The 22,045-nt window shown below is 38.0% G+C and carries 17 protein-coding genes; 11 read left to right on the forward strand and 6 right to left on the reverse strand.

The window, feature by feature from the left end:
• Positions 1-387 precede the first annotated feature (387 nt).
• Positions 388-1,554, reverse strand: coding sequence for a THUMP domain-containing class I SAM-dependent RNA methyltransferase (locus tag AB1278_RS16715; RefSeq protein ID WP_202838538.1), 1,167 nt, complete (start codon positions 1,552-1,554; stop codon positions 388-390).
• Positions 1,555-1,691: 137 nt separating this feature from the next.
• Between AB1278_RS16715 and AB1278_RS16720 the strand changes: the two genes are divergently transcribed.
• The 4 genes from AB1278_RS16720 (at position 1,692) to AB1278_RS16735 (ending at position 7,826) form a co-directional block, all read left to right on the forward strand.
• Positions 1,692-2,417 (forward strand): class I SAM-dependent DNA methyltransferase, encoded by a 726-nt coding sequence (locus AB1278_RS16720; RefSeq protein ID WP_202838539.1) that lies wholly within the window; start codon positions 1,692-1,694, stop codon positions 2,415-2,417.
• Positions 2,417-3,145, forward strand: a complete 729-nt coding sequence (locus AB1278_RS16725) for a ZIP family metal transporter (RefSeq protein WP_202838540.1) — start codon at positions 2,417-2,419, stop codon at positions 3,143-3,145. The genes AB1278_RS16720 and AB1278_RS16725 overlap by 1 nt, the downstream gene beginning before the upstream one ends.
• Positions 3,146-3,424: 279 nt before the next feature.
• A complete protein-coding gene (locus tag AB1278_RS16730) occupies positions 3,425-6,163 on the forward strand; it encodes a SusC/RagA family TonB-linked outer membrane protein (protein WP_343643942.1) in 2,739 nt (912 codons plus the stop codon).
• A gap of 10 nt (positions 6,164-6,173) precedes the next feature.
• Positions 6,174-7,826 carry a RagB/SusD family nutrient uptake outer membrane protein gene (locus AB1278_RS16735; RefSeq protein WP_343643943.1) on the forward strand — a complete coding sequence of 551 codons (1,653 nt, stop codon included), beginning with the start codon at positions 6,174-6,176 and terminating at the stop codon, positions 7,824-7,826.
• A gap of 109 nt (positions 7,827-7,935) precedes the next feature.
• Here the strand turns inward: AB1278_RS16735 and AB1278_RS16740 are convergent, their stop codons facing one another.
• Both AB1278_RS16740 and AB1278_RS16745 read right to left on the reverse strand, forming a co-directional pair.
• Entirely contained in the window at positions 7,936-9,321 is a 1,386-nt protein-coding gene (locus AB1278_RS16740) for an OmpP1/FadL family transporter (protein ID WP_227943975.1), read from the reverse strand.
• Between the two features lie 53 nt (positions 9,322-9,374).
• Positions 9,375-10,475 carry a prolyl-tRNA synthetase gene (locus AB1278_RS16745; protein ID WP_343643944.1) on the reverse strand — a complete coding sequence of 367 codons (1,101 nt, stop codon included), beginning with the start codon at positions 10,473-10,475 and terminating at the stop codon, positions 9,375-9,377.
• 144 nt (positions 10,476-10,619) lie between these two features.
• On the opposite strand from AB1278_RS16745, the gene proS reads away from it, so the two are divergent.
• The 5 genes from proS (at position 10,620) to dnaJ (ending at position 16,975) form a co-directional block, all read left to right on the forward strand.
• Complete coding sequence (gene proS, locus AB1278_RS16750) at positions 10,620-12,095, forward strand: proline--tRNA ligase (protein ID WP_114821184.1); 1,476 nt, start codon at positions 10,620-10,622, stop codon at positions 12,093-12,095.
• Positions 12,096-12,213: 118 nt separating this feature from the next.
• Entirely contained in the window at positions 12,214-13,545 is a 1,332-nt protein-coding gene (locus AB1278_RS16755) for a DUF937 domain-containing protein (RefSeq protein ID WP_429815824.1), read from the forward strand.
• A gap of 114 nt (positions 13,546-13,659) precedes the next feature.
• Complete coding sequence (locus AB1278_RS16760) at positions 13,660-14,994, forward strand: Nramp family divalent metal transporter (RefSeq protein WP_429815827.1); 1,335 nt, start codon at positions 13,660-13,662, stop codon at positions 14,992-14,994.
• 224 nt (positions 14,995-15,218) lie between these two features.
• On the forward strand, positions 15,219-15,758 hold the full coding sequence (locus tag AB1278_RS16765) for a nucleotide exchange factor GrpE (RefSeq protein WP_395974916.1): 540 nt from the start codon (positions 15,219-15,221) through the stop codon (positions 15,756-15,758).
• A gap of 98 nt (positions 15,759-15,856) precedes the next feature.
• Positions 15,857-16,975, forward strand: a complete 1,119-nt coding sequence (dnaJ, locus tag AB1278_RS16770) for a molecular chaperone DnaJ (protein WP_202838550.1) — start codon at positions 15,857-15,859, stop codon at positions 16,973-16,975.
• Between the two features lie 408 nt (positions 16,976-17,383).
• Here the strand turns inward: dnaJ and AB1278_RS16775 are convergent, their stop codons facing one another.
• Complete coding sequence (locus AB1278_RS16775) at positions 17,384-18,265, reverse strand: DUF808 family protein (RefSeq protein ID WP_202838552.1); 882 nt, start codon at positions 18,263-18,265, stop codon at positions 17,384-17,386.
• A 155-nt stretch (positions 18,266-18,420) separates the two neighbouring features.
• Between AB1278_RS16775 and AB1278_RS16780 the strand changes: the two genes are divergently transcribed.
• Positions 18,421-18,915, forward strand: coding sequence for a tetratricopeptide repeat protein (locus AB1278_RS16780; RefSeq protein WP_202838553.1), 495 nt, complete (start codon positions 18,421-18,423; stop codon positions 18,913-18,915).
• Positions 18,916-18,938: 23 nt separating this feature from the next.
• The gene (locus AB1278_RS16785; RefSeq protein ID WP_202838555.1) at positions 18,939-19,808 is read left to right on the forward strand and encodes an alpha/beta hydrolase; all 870 of its coding nucleotides are present in this window, start codon (positions 18,939-18,941) and stop codon (positions 19,806-19,808) included.
• 278 nt (positions 19,809-20,086) lie between these two features.
• On the opposite strand, the gene AB1278_RS16790 is transcribed toward AB1278_RS16785, so the two are convergent.
• Both AB1278_RS16790 and prfB read right to left on the reverse strand, forming a co-directional pair.
• Complete coding sequence (locus AB1278_RS16790) at positions 20,087-20,782, reverse strand: DedA family protein (RefSeq protein WP_110009261.1); 696 nt, start codon at positions 20,780-20,782, stop codon at positions 20,087-20,089.
• 86 nt (positions 20,783-20,868) lie between these two features.
• On the reverse strand, positions 20,869-21,981 hold the full coding sequence (prfB, locus tag AB1278_RS16795) for a peptide chain release factor 2 (RefSeq protein ID WP_429815833.1): 1,113 nt from the start codon (positions 21,979-21,981) through the stop codon (positions 20,869-20,871).
• Between the last annotated feature and the right edge of the window lie 64 nt (positions 21,982-22,045).

Here is a 22,045-nt window from a genome sequence, read left to right on the forward strand (position 1 = left end):
AATTATTACTGAACAGCTGAAGAATAGTAATTTGAACAATGTTTTAAAGTAATAAAGCTTTAAAACGTGCAACACAAAAAATACTAAAAATGAAATCCCGGCTCCTATTAAAGAAGCCACCACTAGGGTTGGTGTATAGTTTTGTACAGGTAAAGGATCTTTAAAAACAATAAAAAAAGAAAATGCTGCCAACAACAAAGCAACTGCACTTACTATCTCTGTGAAGTATTTTGATTTCTTAAATTCTTTCTTTTGAAGTTTATCATCATAATTCAGGCTCTTTCTTTCAGAACTTAAATGTGATGATCCCGAACCGCTCTGAAACAGTCCGGACACACTAAATAGAGTATCTAATAGATCAAAAAAATGTCCCAGCACTTTTTCTTGCTATTTATTTTCTTCCAGTTTATGTACCTTTTTCGTTCCTTCATACATTTCATACTGTAAAAATCTTGTTTCCAGTTTTCCGTTGAAAAGTTTGATCTTTCTTGAAGGACGTAAACCGATTTTCTTCACCGCTTCAAGGTCTGAAGAGATCAGCCATGCTAAGGTATTCGGATAATGGGTTTTAAAGGTATCTCCTATTTTCTTGTAGAAATCATCGTCATTAATGGAAATTCTCTCATCGTATGGCGGATTGAATACCATTAATAAAGGGAACAGATCTTTTTTAGAATCAAAGAAGTTTTGTTTTTTAATCTCAATAACATCTTCCATTTCCGCTGCTTCCACGTTCATTCTTGCCGCATTCAGCATTCTTGCATCGATGTCATATCCAACAATTTTTCCATCAAACTGTCTGATTCTGTTAATTCTGAATTCTTTAATTTTTGCAAACAGGTCTGCATCATAGTTATTCCAGTTCTGGAATCCGAACCTTTTTCTGAAAATCTGAGCCGGAAGATCCATTGCAATCATTGCTGCTTCAATCAATAATGTTCCTGAACCGCACATCGGATCAAGGAAATTACCTTTTCCGTCCCAGCCTGCCAGCTGAAGCATTCCGCTTGCCAATACTTCATTGATAGGCGCTTCTCCCTGCTCTCTTCTATATCCTCTTTTAAACAAAGGATCTCCTGAAGAATCCATAGAAATCATTACCAATTCTCTGTCTATGTGAAGATGGAATTTGATATCCGGATTTCTCGTTTCCACATTCGGGCGTCTTTTGAATTTTTCCTGGAAATAATCCACGATGGCATCCTTCATTTTCAAAGTCACAAACTGAGAATGTTTGAACGTTTCAGAATTGACCGTAGCATCAATAAAGAAAGACTGATCAACATCCATGAAATTATCCCATTCAAATTTGAATAACCTGTCATAGAACTGATGCTGATTAAAAGCCTTGAACTCATGAATGGGCACCAATATTTTCAATGCCGTTCTTGCAGAATAATTGATTTTGTAAAGAAAACCCAGATCTCCTTCACAATTTACCGCTCTGTTTTTAATTTCAACATTTCTTCCGCCCAATTTTTTGATTTCTTCCGCCAGAATCTGCTCCAATCCGAAGAATGTCTTTATCTGTATTTTAATATTTTCTGTATCCATAAGTATGTATTAAAAGATTTAAAGCTTTAAAAACTAAAAGATTAACCACCCAATTTCTTATCCAATTGAATTTTTCAATCTCTTAATGTTGTAAAATACTTTGCTTTTAACCGCACAAATTTAGTTATTTTTGCATTATGGAATGGTTTGAATCTTGGTTTGATACCCCTTATTATCATTTGCTTTATAGCAACAGAGACTATACTGAAGCTGAAAACTTCATTACAAAGCTCACAGCGGATCTTCAGCTTCCGCCTCAGTCGAAAATCATAGATCTTGCCTGCGGAAAGGGAAGACACTCTGTTTTCCTTAACAAATTAGGGTATGATGTTTTGGGACTGGACCTTTCAAGACAAAGTATTGAATCTGACAAACAATATGAAAATCAGACACTGCTTTTTGAAGTTCATGATATGAGAAACCCTATTGATGCAGATCCTATGGATGCTGTATTCAATCTGTTTACCAGTTTTGGGTATTTTGACAATGAAAATGACGATAAGAAAGTATTTCAATCCGTTTACAATGCTTTAAAACCAGGAGGATATTTTGTATTGGACTACCTGAATGAGGAATTTGTAAGAAGTACTTTGGTTCCTGAAACAACGATCACGAGAGGAAATATTGAGTTCAGAATCCTAAAGAAAATCGAAGGAAGACATGTCATCAAAGACATCCGTTTTGAGGCTGACGGTAAGCCGTTTCATTTCTTTGAAAAAGTAAAGCTCCATACTTTGGAAGCCATTCATGCCTATGCTTCTGAATGTGGGTTTGAAAGAATAAAAATCTGGGGAGATTATCAGCTGAATGAATTTAAGAAAGAAAATTCCCCGCGTTGCATCAATTTATTTAAGAAAAAATAATGACAACAGTACTTTTACTGATTTTAAGTGTCGTAACAGGAGTATTCCTTGGAAAACACTTTGGTAAAAAAGAGAAGCTGGCCAAAAATCTATTGATACTGAGTGCCGGTTTTTTGATTACAATCTGTCTCAACGAAGTCTTTCCTCAGGTGTATACCTCTGCAGGAAGCAGCAGCCTTGGGATATTTGTAATTGCAGGAGTTCTTCTCCAGATGATCCTGGAAGCTCTTACCAAAGGTTTTGAACACGGGCACTTCCATCATCATAGCGAACACAATATTCTTCCTGTTGCTTTAATGGTAGGATTATTCATTCATGCTTTTATTGAAGGAATTCCTTTGGCTAACGAGCAGCACGAAATGTCGCCTTACCTTTGGGGAATTGTATTTCACAATCTTCCTATTTCATTTATTCTGGGTGCATTTTTATTTAACAGAAAAGGAGAATCAAAAAGTTCCTCATCTTATCCTTCTATTCTCATTGTAGCTTTATTTGCATTGGCTTCTCCAATGGGAATGTTATTAGGAAATTATTTCAATCCTGACCTTCAGCCTTATTTCCTGGCTATCGTAGGAGGAATTTTCCTTCATATCTCATCGGTGATCATTTTTGAAAGCAATAAAAATCACAATATCGATTGGGTAAAAATCGGGCTGGTTGTTTTAGGAGTTTCACTCGCATTGATGATGCATGTTTTCCATCAACACCCCCCTGCTCATTCTCATTAAACATAAAAAGCTCCGGAATCCGGAGCTTTTTCATTTTAGGTTGTATTAATAATATATATTTTCCACGATATGCCCCGTGGATTTTTACTTATAGCATTTTAGACAAATAAGTTAAAATTTGTTTTTTTAAAAATATTTTACATTAAAAAATAAATAAAAATTAAATATTTACATTTAAAAACACAATAAAACATATTGTTTAACATTTTTTAACAAAATATTAACAACAATACATTGTTTTTCGTACATTAGCCACATTACCATCATCTAAAAAATTGTATGAAAAAACAAAAAAACTTAACAACATCAGTCTGTTTTTTCTTAATGACGGGTTTTATGGCAGCCCAGACCACAAAGAAAACAGATTCTTTAGAAGAAAAAAAAATTGATGACATTGTAATTATTGGCTACAAAGCACAGAAAAAATCCAGTCTTACAGCCGCTGTCTCTGTTATTTCCGACAAAAAACTTCAGGATTCCAATACTCCAAGCGTATCCGGTCTTCTGCAGGGAAAAGCTGCCGGTGTTCAGATTTTGCCAGGTGGAGGTTCTGCTGGCTCAGTAGCCACTGTAAAAATCAGGGGTACTTCCACTATCAATGGTCCCAGTTCTGCCCTTTGGGTGGTGGATGGTGTAGTAATGCCCTATACTCCCAATCTGGATCCCAACCAGATTGAAAGTATCAACATCCTGAAAGATGCTGCTTCTACAGCCTTGTATGGTTCCAGAGCTGCCAATGGTATTGTACAGGTATTTACCAAATCAGGAAATTCAGGAAAAGGAACATTAAGTGCATCTCTTAATAATTCTTTTAATGTGTTTAACAACGGGCGTTTCAAACTGATGAACGGAACACAGCTGTATGATTATTTCACTTCATTAAAAGGAGCCCCTGAAATCCCTGAAGCACTTAGAAATGATGGCTACAACTGGCTGAAGGGTGGTACACAAACAGGAATTGTACAAAATTACACTATTGATTTCAAGGGAGGATCATCAAGCTCCAAAACCTATATTTCAGGAAATTATTATAATGAAACCGGGACAATAAAAGGAGATGAATACAACAGATTCTCATTCAGAATCAATCATGAGCAGACCATAAAACCGTGGCTGATACTGAAACCCAAAATCAGCTTATCATATACTACCGGAAAAGATACTCAGGCTTCGCTTTATCAGATGTACCTTAATATGCCATGGGACAACCCCAGAGATGCCAATGGAAATCTGATCCGGGTGGATGAGGATTACACAGATTGGTATGGAAGGGATAAAAGCAATTATCTGTATGACCTTCAATGGAACTATGGTAAAAGCAATCAGTTGGATCTTATCGGAAATATAGATGCTGAAATCCGACTTACCGATTATCTCAAATTCATCAGTACCAACAATATTACCTATAAAAACTACGATGATATGTACTATACTGATCCCAGATCGATCAGCGGAACAAGTAATAAAGGTGAACTGACAGAAAACTATCAAAAAGATATCAGCAAATTTTTCAACCAGATGCTGAGGTTTGATAAAGATTTCGGAAATCATAATATCAATGCATTAGCTGCGTATGAATATACCGACAGATTCTACAAAGCCTCAAAAGCAGGTGTTTATGGGATAGTACCTGATACAGATATTTTCAACACAGGTGCCACAACAGGTGAAAAACCATCGGGAACCAAATCAGACAGAGCTTATAATGCTTTTCTGTTTAACGTTGAATATGTGTTTAATAAAAAATATAGTATTCAAGGATCGCTAAGGAGCGAATCATCTTCTGCATTCGGCGCCAACAAAAGAAACGGCTTATTCTATGCATACAGTGCAGGATGGAATATTCATAAAGAAAACTTTTTCAAGATAAAACCTGTTAATGAATGGAAATTACGGGCGAGCAGGGGTCTTGTGGGAAATACACCCAGTCCTAATTATGGATGGCAGGACTTATATGCGTTGACACAAAAATATAACGGACAAATAGGAGCAACATGGTATCAGCTAGGGAATCCGGAATTAACATGGGAGTCCATCTATCAGAATAATATCGGTTCAGATATCAGGGCATTTAACAACAGGCTGACTTTAAATATTGATTATTTTAACAATAAAACGAAAAACTTGCTGATGCTTGTTTCTCTGCCATCACTAACAGGGGTTGACAGACAGTACCTGAATATTGGTGATGTCAAAAACAAAGGCTGGGAATTCAATGTAAATTATTCTATTATCCGCTCAAAAGATATCAGCTGGGATCTGGGATTCAATATCAGTACTTATAAAAACAGTGTACTTTCGACCCGAAATAACGGCACACAGGTATTAGGTAATTACCATGTAGCCATACCGGGATATGACGTTAACTCTTTCTATATGAGAAAGTGGCTGGGAGTAAATCCGGACAATGGCGAAGGACAATGGGAAGTAATCAACCCGGACGGAAGCAGAAGTGCAACTTCAAAGTATAACCTGGCTACCGTACAGGTAGTAGGAACAGCCACGCCGGATTATTACGGTTCTGTAAGCACTAATCTCAATATCAAAAATTTCTATCTTGCTGCAAATCTTTATTTCTCACAGGGTGGGCAAGTCTATAATAGGTACAGGGAATTATATGATTCAGACGGCGCCTATCCTTATTACAACCAGATGGTTTTAGAAAACGGATGGACAAGATGGGAAAAGCCGGGAGATATCGCAACCCATCCGGCTGCTGTATACAACAATAATTCATTAACCAATAAGCCCTCGTCACGTTATCTTGAGGATGTCAGCTTTGTCAAATTAAGATCCTTGAGAATAGGATATAATTTACCAACATCTCTAACAGAAAAGATGAAAATAAAATCAGCGAATATTTATATTATGGGTGAAAATTTATTTACTATCACCAAATTTTCCGGGGTAGACCCAGAAGTTGGTAATGCAGACAACCAAAGTGTCTATTCTGGCAATGCCGGAGCTATCTACCCTATTCCAAGAAGATTTTCATTAGGCTTAAACTTTTCTTTTTAAAAAAATAATTATGAAAAAAATACTTATTCCCATTCTCATACTGTCATTAACGGCATGTAATATAGACCGTTCACCGTATGATTCAAAGGAGTCTGATGTGGTCCTGGCAGATGCAACAGGACTAAAAACCATAACGCTAGGAAATTACGCATTGCTTAAAGGGGATGCCGAAGGTGGGGGGTTTTACAACAACCTGTACAGAATCAGTGAATATGGCGGCGATAATGTTGATATCAGCGGAACGACCAGCGATTCATTCTTTTATTATTATAATTATAAAAGCATTAAAAACAACTACCGAACCAATATCATCTGGAACTCAGGATATAAAGCTATCATCGGTTGCAACAGATTGATCTCAAAGATTGCTGAAGGAAAAGACACAGAAACAGATCAGCTGATCGGCGAAAATTATTTCCTGAGAGCTTATGTATACTTTTCTATGGTCAACGTTTTTGGAAGACCGTATAATCAGGGAACAGGTAATCCCGGAGTCCCCTTAAAACTATCTGACGATGTCAACGATTTGCCCGCCAGAGCCACTGTAGGAGAAGTATACAATCAGGTGGTAAGCGATCTTATGAAAGCAGAAAAACTGATGACCCTGGATAAAAACAATATATATGCATCCAAAGAAGCAGCGCAGGCTTTACTTTCCAGAGTCTACTTGTACATGGAAAATAATGATAAAGCGATAGAATATGCAGATAAAGTCATCAATTCCGGAAAATATACGCTTCTGTCCAAAGCAGAATTGCCTGCCTATGCTACCAAGACTCCTGAAAACAATACAGAAACCATTTTTGCATTTAAATATAATAAAGATGGAGACTATAGTGATGGCTCATCTACCATAGGCTCCATGTATGCTACCATACAGAATGTAGGCTGGGGTGAAATGTATGCATCTTCCACTTACCTGGATCTCATCAATCAGAATCCCCAGGATGTAAGGCTGAAGTTTATTTCTCCAAAATATAAGAATCCAGCAATTCCTGCAGCCTATTGGGTACAAAAAGGAACCAGCTCTTCCGGTGCCGCCACCTACAGTTATCAGTTCCAAAATACCTTCCAGCAGAATGGAAATACTTATTTTACCATGAATAATATCAATTATCAGGTACTATCTGAAGCAGCCCCCAATAAAACAAACTATTATTTTGTTAACGCAAACGGCGGGAAAACTTACGTCTACCTTGATAATGATATGGATAAAAGAAACGGATATCCTAAATTTTATGTTTTAAAATGTTCATTACAGGAAGGGGTTCCTCAGTTATGGTCGCCGGTTATTGTACGACTGGCAGAACTATACCTGAACAGAGCTGAAGCCTATGCAAAAAAAGGAAATACTGCCTCAGCACTCGCAGACATAAGCATTATCAGAACAAGAGCAGGAATACCTGTATATAATTCAGTCCCTGCAGGGCAGACTATTCTGGACATTGTTCTACAGGAGAGAAGGTTGGAAATGGCTTTTGAAGGACATAGAAGATACGATGTCTTCAGAAACAAACTGGATCTCGACAGACAATATCCCGGAACTCATTTAAGTGGAAGCAATGCTTTTTATACAGTACCTTATACCCATAACAGAGTGGTAGAATATATTCCGGAACAGCAGATCCAGATCCAGCCAAATCTGGTGCAGAATCCGGATTAAGAATAATACGGAAATTAAAACCTTTCAAAAATCGGATATTCAAAACCAACAAAAAAAGAGGCTGTCCTAAATATGGGCAGCCTCTCTTTATATATTCTGATATTCTAACTTAGAATTTCCATCCTACTGTAAGGAAGAAATTATTCCTGTTGTTTTTCACCTCACTTGCCGCATACGCATCACTTTCAAAGATGTTATTAGCAGAATAATAAGATGAATCAGAATTTCCATCCATATATCCTCTCATGAAAGGATTAGTATACTTAGATGAGATATTCTGATAAGATGCATCTACATAGAATGATTTGAAGTCATACCCGATACCAAAAGAAAGGGTATTTCTGTCACTTAGCATCATATTGCTGTACGATTGATCTCCTACAGTACCTGCATCATTAAATCTGCTGATCGTAAGGGCATCAAAAGGAGTTGACTGGTAGGCGTAACCTCCTCTCAATCTGAACTGCTGTACTCTGTACTCCGCTCCCACTCTTACTTCAGAAAGATTCTTGTAATTTTCTTTGAAGAAGTCATTCAAAGCTCTTTCCGCACCTCCATATACCTTATAATCAGGTTTTGTAAGTCCAAGGGTATAATCTACGTTCAATGAGAAATTTTTACTCGCTACAAAAGCAGCACTCACTGTTGCTTTAAGCGGTGAAGTGAACTTTCTGTTTTCAGCTCCCATATCATCTCCATACACAGGATCGTTATAGAAATAATAATTTCTGTCTATTGTCCAGAATGTAGGCGTTTCAAGAGATGCTCCCAATCTGAAATTTGGACTTAGCTTACCGATTACCCCTAATGAAGCAGAAAAACCTGATGATCTTTCTGAATAAGGAGTATCCTGCTTACTGAATCCTTCTGTGGAATTATTGGTCAGATTTCGGTAAAACAAACTATCATACTGATCCAATGAAGCATTGAAAAAATTGAAACCTGCTCCTAAATATAAATTATGATTATAGTTGGCACCTACCCCAAAACTCATCTTTGACAGGTTACCGTATCTTTCATACATATGTCCTGCCAATGCCGCGTCTTTGGTAATATCATCCTTATCAAAAGCATAAACGATATTATTATTACCCGGCGTCTGGATTACATTATCCAGCGTCTGGTTAGAAAAATTAATACCAATATTAATGAATTTCCAGCCGGTTTCTGTCATCAAAGGAAAAGCAATAATCCCTCCGGCATTACCCAGATCTCCTTTGGTTTTGCTGTAGTCTATTGAAGATCCCGCCAGCGAACTCGTGTTTTTATTTCCTAAAATAGATAAAGTTCCTGAAACCTCTCCTGAAATAGCGACTCCTAAACCTGCAGGGTTGGTAAGCAAAGAATTTGCATCACCTCCCAGTGCACCATTAGCTCCAGCCATTGCATTAAACTTAGCTGATCCCACCATAGGAGTACTTGAATAAACCTCTACCGTATTTCTTATGACAGAAACATCCTGAGCCTGTGCATAAAATGCAGCAGAAATACTCATTAATACTAAAGATTTTTTTAACATTATTTTTAAATAGTTTATTAATTTGAAAATTATCTGAAGCCACCTCTGCCTCCGCCGCCGGATCTCATTCCGCCGCCTCCTGAAGAACCGCCTCTGAAGCCTCCTCCTCCTGAGTTGAAGCCACCACTGGATCTGAAACCTCCTGAGTCGTTAGATCTGAAACCTCCGTTATTGTTGTTGTATCTTGGCTGTGACTGCTGATAATTGTAATTGGGTCTTGTTTGTGGTGCAGAATTACGGAATCCACCGTTAGACTGTGTATTTCTGAAACCTCCTGAGTTACCATTTCTGAATCCGCCATTACTGTTACTGTTTCTGAAACCTCCGTTGGAATTAGTGTCTCTGAAACCACCATTGTTATTGGTATTTCTGAAACCACCATTCGTATTTCTGAAACCTGAATTGTTGGTATTCGTTCTGTAAACTGCGTTGGCTACCCCTGTATTCTGGAATCCGCCTCCGCTGACACCACTTCTTCTGTAAACAGGTCTGTTGTAGTAGCCACCACCCCAGTAACCTCCACCGTATCCCCAATATGGGTTACCGTAGTATCCGCCCCAGAATGGATCATAGTATCCGCCATAGCCGTATCCCCAGTATGGACTTCCCCATCCGAAAGAGCCTCCCCAGCCCCAGCCGAATGATCCGCCCCAACCCCAGGACATACTTGCACCCCAGCCCCAGCCGCGGTTCCAGCCCCAGCCCCAATATGGGCTGTAACCACCATACCATCCCCACGGAGATCCCCATCCCCATGAGTTGTCATAGTAGTTCGTTTGTGAACCTGCATAAAGTCCCCAATCTGAATCTGTAGCATTAGAATTCCAATTGGTGTTGGTACTGCTCCAGTCATTATATCTGTTTTGCTGCTCTCTGGAATTCGTCTGTGCATTCTGAATTACATTGGAATCCTGATAGTAGTCATAATATTCTCCTACTCTGTTTCCGCTATCATTGATGATAACTCCTTCAGGTAGCGTATCCTTATTGGGGTCGTAATACACCCCGTCTGTCTCGCTATACCCTCCCATCTGAGCACCACAAGACACAAGTAATAATCCGCCCGATACAGCCAATATCCCTTTGGATCTTAGCAGACCAAGCAAATTTTTATGTATATTTCTTTTCATGATAACGTAAAAATTTTTAATTTAAATTATATTTGCAATCTGTACCAAAAATGTACCAAAATACTGGTAAAAAAATCTATCAAAAATAGATTTTTATTTTTAGATAACAATAATGTACAAAAGTTAAAAAAATTAAAAAAAATAATGGCAAAATTAACCTCAAGAAGCGAAGATTACAGCAAATGGTATAATGAGCTGGTTGTAAAAGCTGATTTAGCTGAAAACTCAGGCGTGCGTGGATGTATGGTGATCAAACCGTATGGCTATGCGATCTGGGAAAAAATGCGTGATGAAATGGATAAAAAGTTCAAAGAAACAGGTCACGTTAACGCATACTTCCCGCTTTTTGTGCCCAAGAGTTTGTTTGAGGCTGAGGAAAAAAATGCAGAAGGTTTTGCAAAAGAATGTGCTGTTGTTACCCACTACAGGTTAAAAACCGATCCGGACAACCCATCCAAACTGATTGTAGATCCGGATGCAAAACTGGAAGAAGAACTTATTGTCCGTCCTACTTCAGAAGCAATTATCTGGAATACCTATAAAAACTGGATTCAGTCTTACAGAGACCTGCCGATATTAATCAACCAATGGGCGAATGTTGTTCGTTGGGAAATGAGAACACGTCTTTTCTTAAGAACCGCAGAGTTCTTATGGCAGGAAGGGCACACCGCTCACGCTACAAAAGATGAAGCTGTGGAAGAAGCAGAGAAAATGAATAAAGTATATGCTGATTTTGCAGAAAACTTTATGGCTATTCCAGTTATTCAGGGGTTGAAAACACCTTCTGAAAGATTTGCAGGAGCCGATGAAACTTATTGTATTGAAGCATTGATGCAGGACGGAAAAGCTTTACAGGCTGGAACCTCTCACTTCTTAGGACAGAATTTCGCAAAAGCATTTGATGTAAAATTCACCAACAAAGAAGGAAAAATTGAACATGCATGGGCTACCTCATGGGGAACTTCTACCCGTCTGATGGGAGCATTAATCATGACCCACTCTGATGATTTCGGATTGGTACTGCCTCCTACCCTTGCTCCAATCCAGGTCGTGATTGTTCCTATCTTTAAAGGAGAAGAGCAGCTGGAGCAGATCAGTGAAGTGGCTTTGGATATTCAGGCTAAACTGAGAGCAAAAGGAATTTCTGTGAAGTTTGATAATGACACCCAGAACAAGCCAGGATGGAAATTTGCAGAATATGAATTGAAAGGAGTTCCTGTAAGAATTGCTATGGGACCTAGAGACCTTGAAAATAAATCTGTGGAAATCGCAAGAAGAGATAACCTGACTAAAGAAGTTCGTTCTATTGAAGGACTTGATTCTTATATCGAAGATCTGTTGAAAACGATTCAGCAGGACATTTATAACAAAGCATTTGAATTCAGAAAAAATAATATCACGAAAGTGGATACTTATGAAGAATTCAAAAAAGTTCTGGAAGAAAAAGGTGGATTCATCTATGCACATTGGGATGGGACAGCTGAAGAAGAGGAACAGATCAAAGATGAAACGAAGGCAACCATCAGATGTATTCCTTTGGATAATGACGTAGAAGAAGGAATTTCTTTGATTTCAGGAAAACCATCTAAGAGACGTGTATTATTTGCAAAAGCTTATTAAAAATTTTAATGATTTAGAAAAAAATCATTAATTTTTAAAGAAATATTCAAAAAAAAGTGACATTTGGACGGATTTTTGTTTAAATTTATCTCAACATTAATCAAAAAAATTTATTATTATGTCTTTAAATGTCATTGATTTAATTAAAGGACAATTAGGTCCCGCATTGGTTTCACAGGCTGCATCGCAGTTTGGAGAAAGTGAATCTGGTATTTCTAAAGCAATTGGCGGATTATTACCTGCTGTAGTAGGTGGATTAGCCAATAATGCAGATAAGCCTGGCGTTGTAGATGCAATTACACAAGCCTCTTCAAGTGGAATTTTAGGAAATTTATTAGGAGGTTCGTCGAGCAGTCCTGTTATTTCAAACTTATTATCTTCCATTTTTGGAGATAAAGTAGGTGCATTAGTTAATTCTATTGCCAGTTTTTCAGGTGTCAGCAATACCTCTGCGGGTTCTTTGTTAAACCTGGTGACTGGAGCTACAGTAGGCACTATTGGAAAATATGCAGCAGACAATAATCTGGGTGCTTCAGGTATTTCCAGCCTACTGCATGATCAGAAAGGCATTGTTTCTTCTTTATTGCCGGCAGGTCTTTCTTTAGCATCCTTTGGATTAGGAGCAGAGAATTGGTTTGGACAGGCTAAAGAAACAGTCTCTTCAGTAACATCTACTGCTAAAGATAACATCGCTGAAAGTGTTGCTACAGCAAGAGAAAATGTTTCAGAAGGAGCCAGAGAAGTAAGAGAACGATTTGAAAATAATAACAACAATAATCAAGGCGGAGGTTCAATCTGGAAATGGTTGCTTCCGCTTTTATTATTGATCGCTGCTGCTTATTTCTTATGGAAACAGTGTGAGAAAAAGCAGACGACTACCACTACTACCACAACATCTGACTCAGCAGCAACCAATACAGCAACAGATACTGCTGCTACAACGGGAACAGCAACACCTGCTCCGGCAACAGCTAAAACAGATGAAGACATTGATCTTAACGGAGTGATGTTAAAAGGTTATAAAGGAGGAATGGAAGATCAGATGATTACATTCCTGAAATCCGGAAACTACAAAAATGCAGCTGATGATGCAGCATTGAAAGATAAGTGGTACGATTTCGATCACGTAAATTTCAAAATGGGAAGTGCTACTGAACTTGAGGCAGGTTCACAAGGACAATTGGATAACTTAGTGGCGATCCTTAAGGCTTTCCCAGATGCAAAAATCAAAATCGGGGGTTATACGGATAAAACCGGAAACGAAGCCAACAATGTAAAACTATCAAAGGCCAGAGCTGAATATATCAAGGCTGCTTTAGTAAAAGCAGGAGTTGGTGCTCAGGTTTTAGAAGCTGAGGGTTATGGAAGTAAATTTGCTAAAGTTGATGCTACAGCTTCTGATGCTGAAAGAGCTGCAGACAGAAAAATGGCTGTAAGATTTGCTAAATAATCTTTAGATTCAATAAAAATTAGATCCCGGAAAGCAAATTTCCGGGATTTTTTTATGCGATGATTTTTCTGTTTACATTTATTTAATTAAATTTGTTAGTCATTTCTAACATTTATGAACTTCAATATAAAGAGCGCCTGGCGAAAAGATAAAACAAACCATTCCCTGTCAGAGGTTTACTCATCAATCAAAGTCCCTAAAAATGCAACTTTCTGGAGAAAGTATCTTGCATTTGCAGGACCAGGACTGATGATTGCCGTAGGTTATATGGATCCGGGAAACTGGGCAACCGATATTGCAGGAGGAGCTCAGTTTGGATATACCCTCCTTTCAGTGATTCTTATTTCAAATATTTTTGCCATGGTTTTGCAGCATTTATCTGTTAAACTGGGGGTAGTTGCAGAAAGAGATCTTGCCCAGGCCTGCAGAGACCACTTCAGTCCTACCACTAATTTTATTCTCTGGGTGTTCTGCGAAATCGCCATTGCCGCCTGTGATCTTGCCGAGGTCATCGGTTCTGCTATTGCATTAAATTTGCTATTTCATATCCCGCTCACCTGGGGAATTGTCATTACGACAGTAGATGTATTAATCATCCTTTTACTTCAGGCAAAAGGCTTCCGATGGATCGAAAGTATTGTAGGAGGACTTATTTTCATTATTCTGGCGTGTTTCGTATATGAAATCGTTATTTCAAAACCTGCTTTCAATGAGATTCTGGGAGGTTTGATTCCACAAAAGGAAATCATTCAGAATCCTGCCATGCTTTATATAGCGATCGGGATCTTAGGAGCTACGGTAATGCCGCATAATCTGTATCTGCACAGCAGTATTGTGCAAACCAGAGATTATCCCCGCAATACTGAAGGAAAAAAAGAAGCCATAAAGTTTGCCACCATAGACAGTACAGTTTCATTAATGCTGGCTTTTTTCATCAATGCTGCAATCCTTATTCTGGCAGCCGCTACATTCCATACTACAGGAAACGAGCATGTGGCGGATATTCATGATGCCTATAAAATGTTAACCCCTATTCTGGGAGCTTCTATGGCCAGTATTGCATTTGCCATTGCTTTATTAGCATCCGGACAAAATTCAACATTAACTGGAACTCTTGCCGGACAGATCGTCATGGAAGGCTTCCTGAATATCAGATTAAAACCATGGCTGAGACGATTGATCACCAGACTTATTGCTGTAATTCCGGCACTTATTGTTGCCATTCTTTACGGAGAACAGGGAACAACTGAATTATTGGTTTTAAGCCAGGTAATTCTTTCCATGCAGCTTAGTTTTGCAGTTGTTCCATTGGTGATGTTTACCAATGACAAAGCTAAAATGGGAGAATTTGTCAATAAACCATTCCTGAAAGTCTGTGTATGGATTATTTCCATTATTATTATTGTTTTAAACCTTTATCTGTTATATCAGACGTTTACGGGAGAATAGAAAATATAACTATAGTTTTAAAATTGACCATTGGATATTCTTTAGTGAATAGTCAATGGTCAATTTTTGCTGCGCAAAGTCAATTATTAATCTTACCCTACAACAAATTCACACGCGAAGCGCATTGATGTATTCACGATTCACCATTACTTCTTTTTCTGCCTTAATGTCCAGATTTTAGATTTGGCAGACTCTTTGTCAAACAATCAGTAAATAAATATTGAATTATGGAAAACCAGGATATTAACGAAGAAAGCATCAATAATCAGGAAGAAAACAATGTTCAGAATGACGCAACATCACAGGACAATGTGACAGCTGCCCCTTCTCCAGAGGAACTTTTGGCAGAAGAGAAAGACCGTTACATCAGACTGTATGCTGAATTCGAAAATTATAAAAAAAGAACAAGCAAGGAGAAGATGGAATTCTTCCAGTATGCCAACCAGGAAATGATGGTTTCAATGTTAGGAGTTTTGGATGATTTTGAAAGGGCTTTAAAAGAAATCGCTAAAAACGGAAATCCGGCTGATCTTCAGGGTGTAGAGCTTATCTATCAGAAATTCAAGAATAAACTTACCGAAAAAGGCTTACAAACAATGGAAGTAAAGGCTGGTGACAGCTTTAATGTTGATTTCCATGAAGCGATTACCCAGATCCCAGCTCCATCGGAAGATTTGAAAGGAAAAATCGTAGACGTTATTGAAACAGGGTACACTTTAAATGATAAAGTAATCCGTTTTGCAAAAGTAGTAACAGGAAATTAAAATTCATAAATGATAAATGATGAGTGATAATTGAATGTTTCACTTATTAGCTTTAGAATATCTTTTATCATTTATCAACAATCAATTATAAAATTGTCATGTCAAAAAGAGATTATTACGAGGTTCTTGAGATCAGCAAATCTGCATCAGCCGACGAAATAAAAAAAGCATACCGTAAAATGGCCATCAAATTCCACCCGGATAAAAATCCGGGAGATAAAGAGGCTGAAGAAAAATTTAAAGAAGCTGCTGAGGCTTATGAAGTTCTGAGCGATGATCAGAAACGTGCCAGATACGACCAGTTCGGACATGCCGGAATGGGTGGAAATGGTGGTTTCGGAGGCGGAGGCTTCGGAGGCGGAATGAATATGGAGGATATTTTCAGTCAGTTTGGAGATATTTTCGGTGGCGGTTTCGGTGGATTCGGCGGTGGCGGTGGAGGCCGTCAGCAGGTGAAAGGTTCTAATTTAAGAATCAGGATCAAGCTGAACCTTGAGGAAATGGTAAACGGTACTCAGAAAACCATCAAAGTAAAGAAAATGAAGATGGCAGAAGGTGCCACTTCAAAAACATGTCCTACCTGTAACGGTTCCGGTGTTCAGTTAAAAGTAATGAATACCATGTTCGGTCAGATGCAGACTCAAACTACCTGCGGTACATGTCAGGGAATTGGAAAAGTTGCTGACAAAATTCCTGCAGGGGCGAATGCACAGGGTCTCATTAAAGATGAAGAAGAAATTACCATCAACATTCCGGCAGGTGCAAGAGACGGTATCCAGCTTAATGTAAGAGGAAAAGGAAATGATGCCCCATTTGGAGGTGTTCCGGGAGACTTATTGGTGATTATTGAAGAGGAAGTAGATCAAACGATCAAAAGAGAAGGTGATAATCTTCACCAGGAATTATATGTTTCATTTGCTGAAGCTGCTTTAGGAACCAAGAAAGAAATTCCTACCGTTGGCGGAAAAGTGAAAATTACCGTTGATCCGGGAACTCAGTCCGGAAAAATCTTAAGATTGGCTGGAAAAGGACTTCCGAGCATCGACAGCTATGGTAAAGGAGACATGTTCATCCACATCAATGTATGGACACCGCAAAAGCTTACCAAAGAGCAGAAGGAATTCTTTGAAAAGCAGATGTCCAGCGGAGAAATGGTTGCAGAACCATCCGGAAAGGAAAAAACTTTTTTTGATAAAGTAAAAGATTTATTCAATTAATATAAAAAAGAGACTTGTAAAAAGTCTCTTTTTTGCTTTGAAGAAGGCTCCGCTTTTGTGGCAATGAAAAGAGCAAACAGTGACTATTTTGTTACTGAAAAAGCTTTATCAATAAACCTATGCTTATAGGAAATCAACCTACGTTGTTTCAACTTTTTGATATTCCTTTTAGTGGCAATGGCTTCGACAGGCTCAGCCTGACAATGTTTAAAATTTTGATTGATATTTGGGTTATCAACCTGAGCCTGTCGAAGGGTTATCAATAAGAAAACCTTATGATTAATCTCGAGTATTAATTGAGGCCCATCAACTTTAATTCATTTAACTAAAAGATATTGAATGAACCTAAAAAAAGTCCTGTACTCTCTTGAATACAGGACTTTTTGATTATTTAATTTTAATTCTGTTTTATTTTTTTGTCGCCAGAGAATAGATTCCTTTTCCTAAAGTGAAAACCAATACTGCAGCAATTCCCCCTACAAGACCGAAAGTAAACTCTTTCAGCATAGAAGGCCACGTTGGAAGCAGCTCATGTAAATAATGAATATTATGAGCAAAAATTCCTCCTGAAACCAGAATCAAAGCAATCGTTCCTACAACTCCTAAAAGTTTGATGATAACTGGTAAAGCCTTTACCAATAAATGACCAAGCTTGGAGAAGAATCCTTTGTCATGACTCTTTTTAATCAAACTGAAACCTGCATCATCCATTCTTACGATCAATGCAACAATTCCATATACTCCTACTGTTGCAATAAATGACACAAAAGTTACCGTTAAAATCTGTGTAAGAAGCGGATGTTCCTGCTGGATAACCGTTCCCAATGCAATAATTACAATTTCAATAGAAAGGATAAAATCTGTTCTGATCGCTGAGTTTATTTTTGCTTTTTCAGAAACTTCAGAGTTTTCTTCTTCGTCACTTTCTTCGATGACTTCGTGCCCTTTTTTGGAACGGTGGAACAGGAATTCTATAATTTTCTCTACTCCTTCAAAGGCAAGATATATTCCCCCTAAAATAAGAATCATTTCAATAGCCGGTTTGTACAGCCAGTTGAGAAGAAAGGCAATAGGAAGAATGATCAGTTTATTGATAAATGATCCTTTGGTAATAGCCCACAGAACCGGAAGTTCTCTGGAGGAAAGAAAGCCGGTGGCTTTTTCTGCATTTACAGCCAGGTCGTCCCCTAAAATTCCTGCTGTCTTTTGTGTAGCAATCTTACTGGTAACTGCTACATCATCCATCAATGCAGCAATATCATCCAAAATAGCAAAAAAGCCTGATGCCATATTTTAATAATTTTTTAATCTTTGTTAAGTCCAGCAAAAATAATTATTTAATTCCGTTTTTGGATTCATAATATGACAATAATTTTCAAAATTATGAGAATCATTAAGCAGTCCTTCACTTTCAATATTTTATATCTTTGTTTAAAACCTATTCAATGGATAAAAACTGGGAAGACCAATTACAAAGTTTATGGCTACAACTGGGAACGATAAGCAATGAAGCATTTATTCAGCACATTAAAAATCATGTAGAGTTACTTACAGATAACAATTCCCAGGCTATTGCCGATTTTGAAAGAGCCTGCGCTTTTGATTCCACCGGACATGAAAAGGAAGCAGAACCATTGTACAGATCGGCATTAGATCACGGATTAACCGGCCTACGAAGAAGAAGAGCAAGAATCCAGCTGGCAAGTACCTTAAGAAATAATGGAAAAACAGAGGAAAGCATTCATATTTTAAGGGAAGAAAAAGCCCATTATTCTGATGAGCTAAATGATGCAGTAGATTCCTTTTTAGCGCTGTCTCTTTCTTCGGCCGGGAAATATGAGGAAGCATTATCATTAACTTTAAAGGCACTTTCCCGCCATCTGCCAAGATACAACCGGTCTGTTTACAATTATGCCAAGGGCCTGCATAATGAATTGTAATAATATTTTTTTATTTTTACTTTATGAAAAAGCTCATTCTCCGGTATCATTTTTTCGCTATGGGATGTGTTGGCTTCGTGCTGCAGTCCTGTAATACGAAATTCAGGGTTTGGGTAGGTCCCGGAGGCCAGCAGAAGATTTACAATCTGAAATATGGTGAGCATAAAAGACAGAAAATGGATGTCTTTCTTCCCAAAAACTATGCTGAAGATACTCCTGTAGTACTTATCGTTCATGGCGGCGCCTGGACTTTGGGAAAAAAAGAGCATATGATCCAGGTTCAGAAGATGCTTTTTGAAAACAGGATTCCAAGCATCAATATGAATTACAGGCTGGTTTCTCCAAAGGAAAAAATCACTTACAAACAACAGCTTGAAGATATTGCCCTTGCCATTGAAAAATTCAATTCCCTGGCGGAAAAAGCAGAGCTTCAGCCCAATAATTACATTCTTTTGGGAGAAAGTGCCGGCGGACATCTCGCCTTACTTTACGGATATCAGCATCCTGAACAGATCAAAAAAATCATCTCTTTAAGCGGCCCAACAGATTTTTACAGCTCAGAATATCTTAAATCGTTTTATTCAAAATATACTTCTCCTACTTTTCAAAAAGTAGTAGGAACTAAGTTTGACCGGAAAAATATGTCTGAAGCCTTCAAAGAAGCCAGTCCTATTGCTAATATTACCAATGTTCCTACATTGTTGTTTCAGGGAAACAATGATGTACTGGTCAACCAGCATCAGGGAATCGCCATGGATTCAGCGCTTACCCAAATGAATATTCCGCATAAATTCATCTTTATGAAAGGAGCCGGGCATGCACCCAGATTTTTCAGTAAGAGAAAAAGAGACAGCATTATCTATCCTAATATTCTGGAATGGATTAAAAAGTAAAGATGTCTAACAGAATTTTTCTGATTATTAAACGCAAAGGATAATAATTACAGCACATCATTGTAAGAAAGCAAAGAAGTCATGACTTTGTCACTGATGAAGCTTACGAATATATATCCATACGCTTAGAAAGAATCAATTTCATTGATTCCTACCTTTGCTCTCTCAAAATAATACTCAATGCAAATTAATCTTTGCGTTTAAAAAATTTATTGATAAGCAATAAAAAAGCCATCTCATGATTGAGACGGCTCTATATTTTTGATTGAATTCTTTATCTATTCAAAGTCCTGGTCTTCATATTTGGAAAGATCTTCTTTTTTCCCGAAAACAAATTTGATAATTACCGGAAGTGTTGTTACCAATACGATTACAATAATGATGTATTCCAGTTTCTCTTTCAGGTTGATGCCAAACTGCTCCATAAAAAGCTTGTCAAGATAATGTCCTGCAAAGATCAGAATGAAAGACCATAATACAGCACCGATAATATTATCTCTTAAAAACTCTTTTTTATCCATCTTTACAATACCTGCTACAATAGGCGTAAAAGTTCTTACAACCGGTAAGAATCTTGCCATAATAACGGCTAAAGCTCCGTGTTTTTCAAAGAAATCGTGTGCCTGGTAAAGGTATTTTTTCTTAAATAGCATTGAATCCGGTCTTTTATACAAAGCTGGTCCTGCTTTCCTTCCGAAGTAATATCCTACTTCATTTCCAATAATAGCGGCAAGAGCTACTCCTGAAGCCAATAAAGTGGTATCTAAAAAATCGCTCCCTGTAGAGCCAAAAGTCTCTTTGATGATTTCAACGGCATAAATTCCCGAAACGAAAAGTAGAGAATCCCCAGGTAGAAAAAATCCTACAAAAAGACCCGTTTCAGCAAAAACAATAAACAAAATCAGCCAAAACCCTCCCATTTTTATATAAAACTCCGGGTTTAATAAATCCTTCCAGCTATTGAAATCTTCCATAAATATCGATGAACAACAAAAGTAAGCCTAAAATGTCTGAAACAAAAATTAATTATAAGATTTTAACTAAAATTCAAACATGATTTTTATAAGTCGAGATCATCATCGGAAACTGCGGTTCCATCGGCCATTAAGAATGCTTTCAGGAAAGGAGTGATATTACCATTCATTACCGCATCCACATCTGACGTTTCATGACCTGAACGTACATCTTTTACCAATTTGTAAGGATGCATGACGTAGTTTCTGATCTGGCTTCCCCACTCGATCTTCATCTTGTTGGCTTCAATCTCGTTTCTGGCTTTCATACGCTCTTCCAATTCCATTTCGTAGAGTCTTGAACGAAGGAGCTGCATTGCCTTTTCTTTATTCTGAAGCTGAGAACGGGATTCTGAGTTTTCAATAATAATTCCTGTAGGAGCGTGGCGAAGACGTACAGCCGTTTCCACCTTGTTTACGTTCTGTCCTCCTGCTCCGGAAGCTCTCATCGTTTCAAAGCTGATATCGGCAGGATTGATGTTAATTTCAATGGTATCATCCACCAAAGGATAAACATATACCGAAACAAAACTGGTATGGCGTTTTGCATTACTGTCAAAAGGAGAAATTCTTACCAAACGGTGTACTCCGTTTTCGCCTCGTAAATATCCGAAAGCAAATTCACCTTCAATTTCAAGGGTAACAGTCTTCACTCCGGCCACATCTCCTTCCTGAAAATTCAGTTCACGGATCTTATAGCCTTGTTTTTCTGCCCACATGGTATACATTCTCATCAGCATAGCTGCCCAGTCACAACTTTCTGTTCCCCCTGCCCCTGCTGTAATCTGAAGGACTGCAGAAAGTTCATCACCTTCGTTGGAAAGCATATTTTTGAATTCCAGGTCTTCAATTTTCTCCACCAATTGCGGGAATGTTTCATCCAGTTCTTTTTCAGAATCCGGATCTTCTTTAGCAAAATCAGCCAAAACCTGCAGATCTTCAAACTGTGTCTGAATTTCATCATAGCTTTCTACCCATTTTTTCTTGGAACGAAGCTGCTTTAAAAAACCTTCAGCTGTTTTGGGATTGTCCCAAAATTCCGGTGCTGCAGTTTTTTCATCATCATTGGCAATTTCAATCTTCTTTTTTTCAATCTGAAGGTATCTGTGTAAGTCTTCAATTCTGGATTGAACTTCTTTTATCTGGTCGTTGTTAATCACGAATGTTTCTTTTTTGCAAAAATAAGGAATTCTTTTAGAGTGGAGAGGTTTAGGATTCGAGTTT

The organism is Chryseobacterium sp. NRRL B-14798, assembly GCF_050470705.1.
Lineage (GTDB): Bacteria > Bacteroidota > Bacteroidia > Flavobacteriales > Weeksellaceae > Chryseobacterium > Chryseobacterium cupriresistens.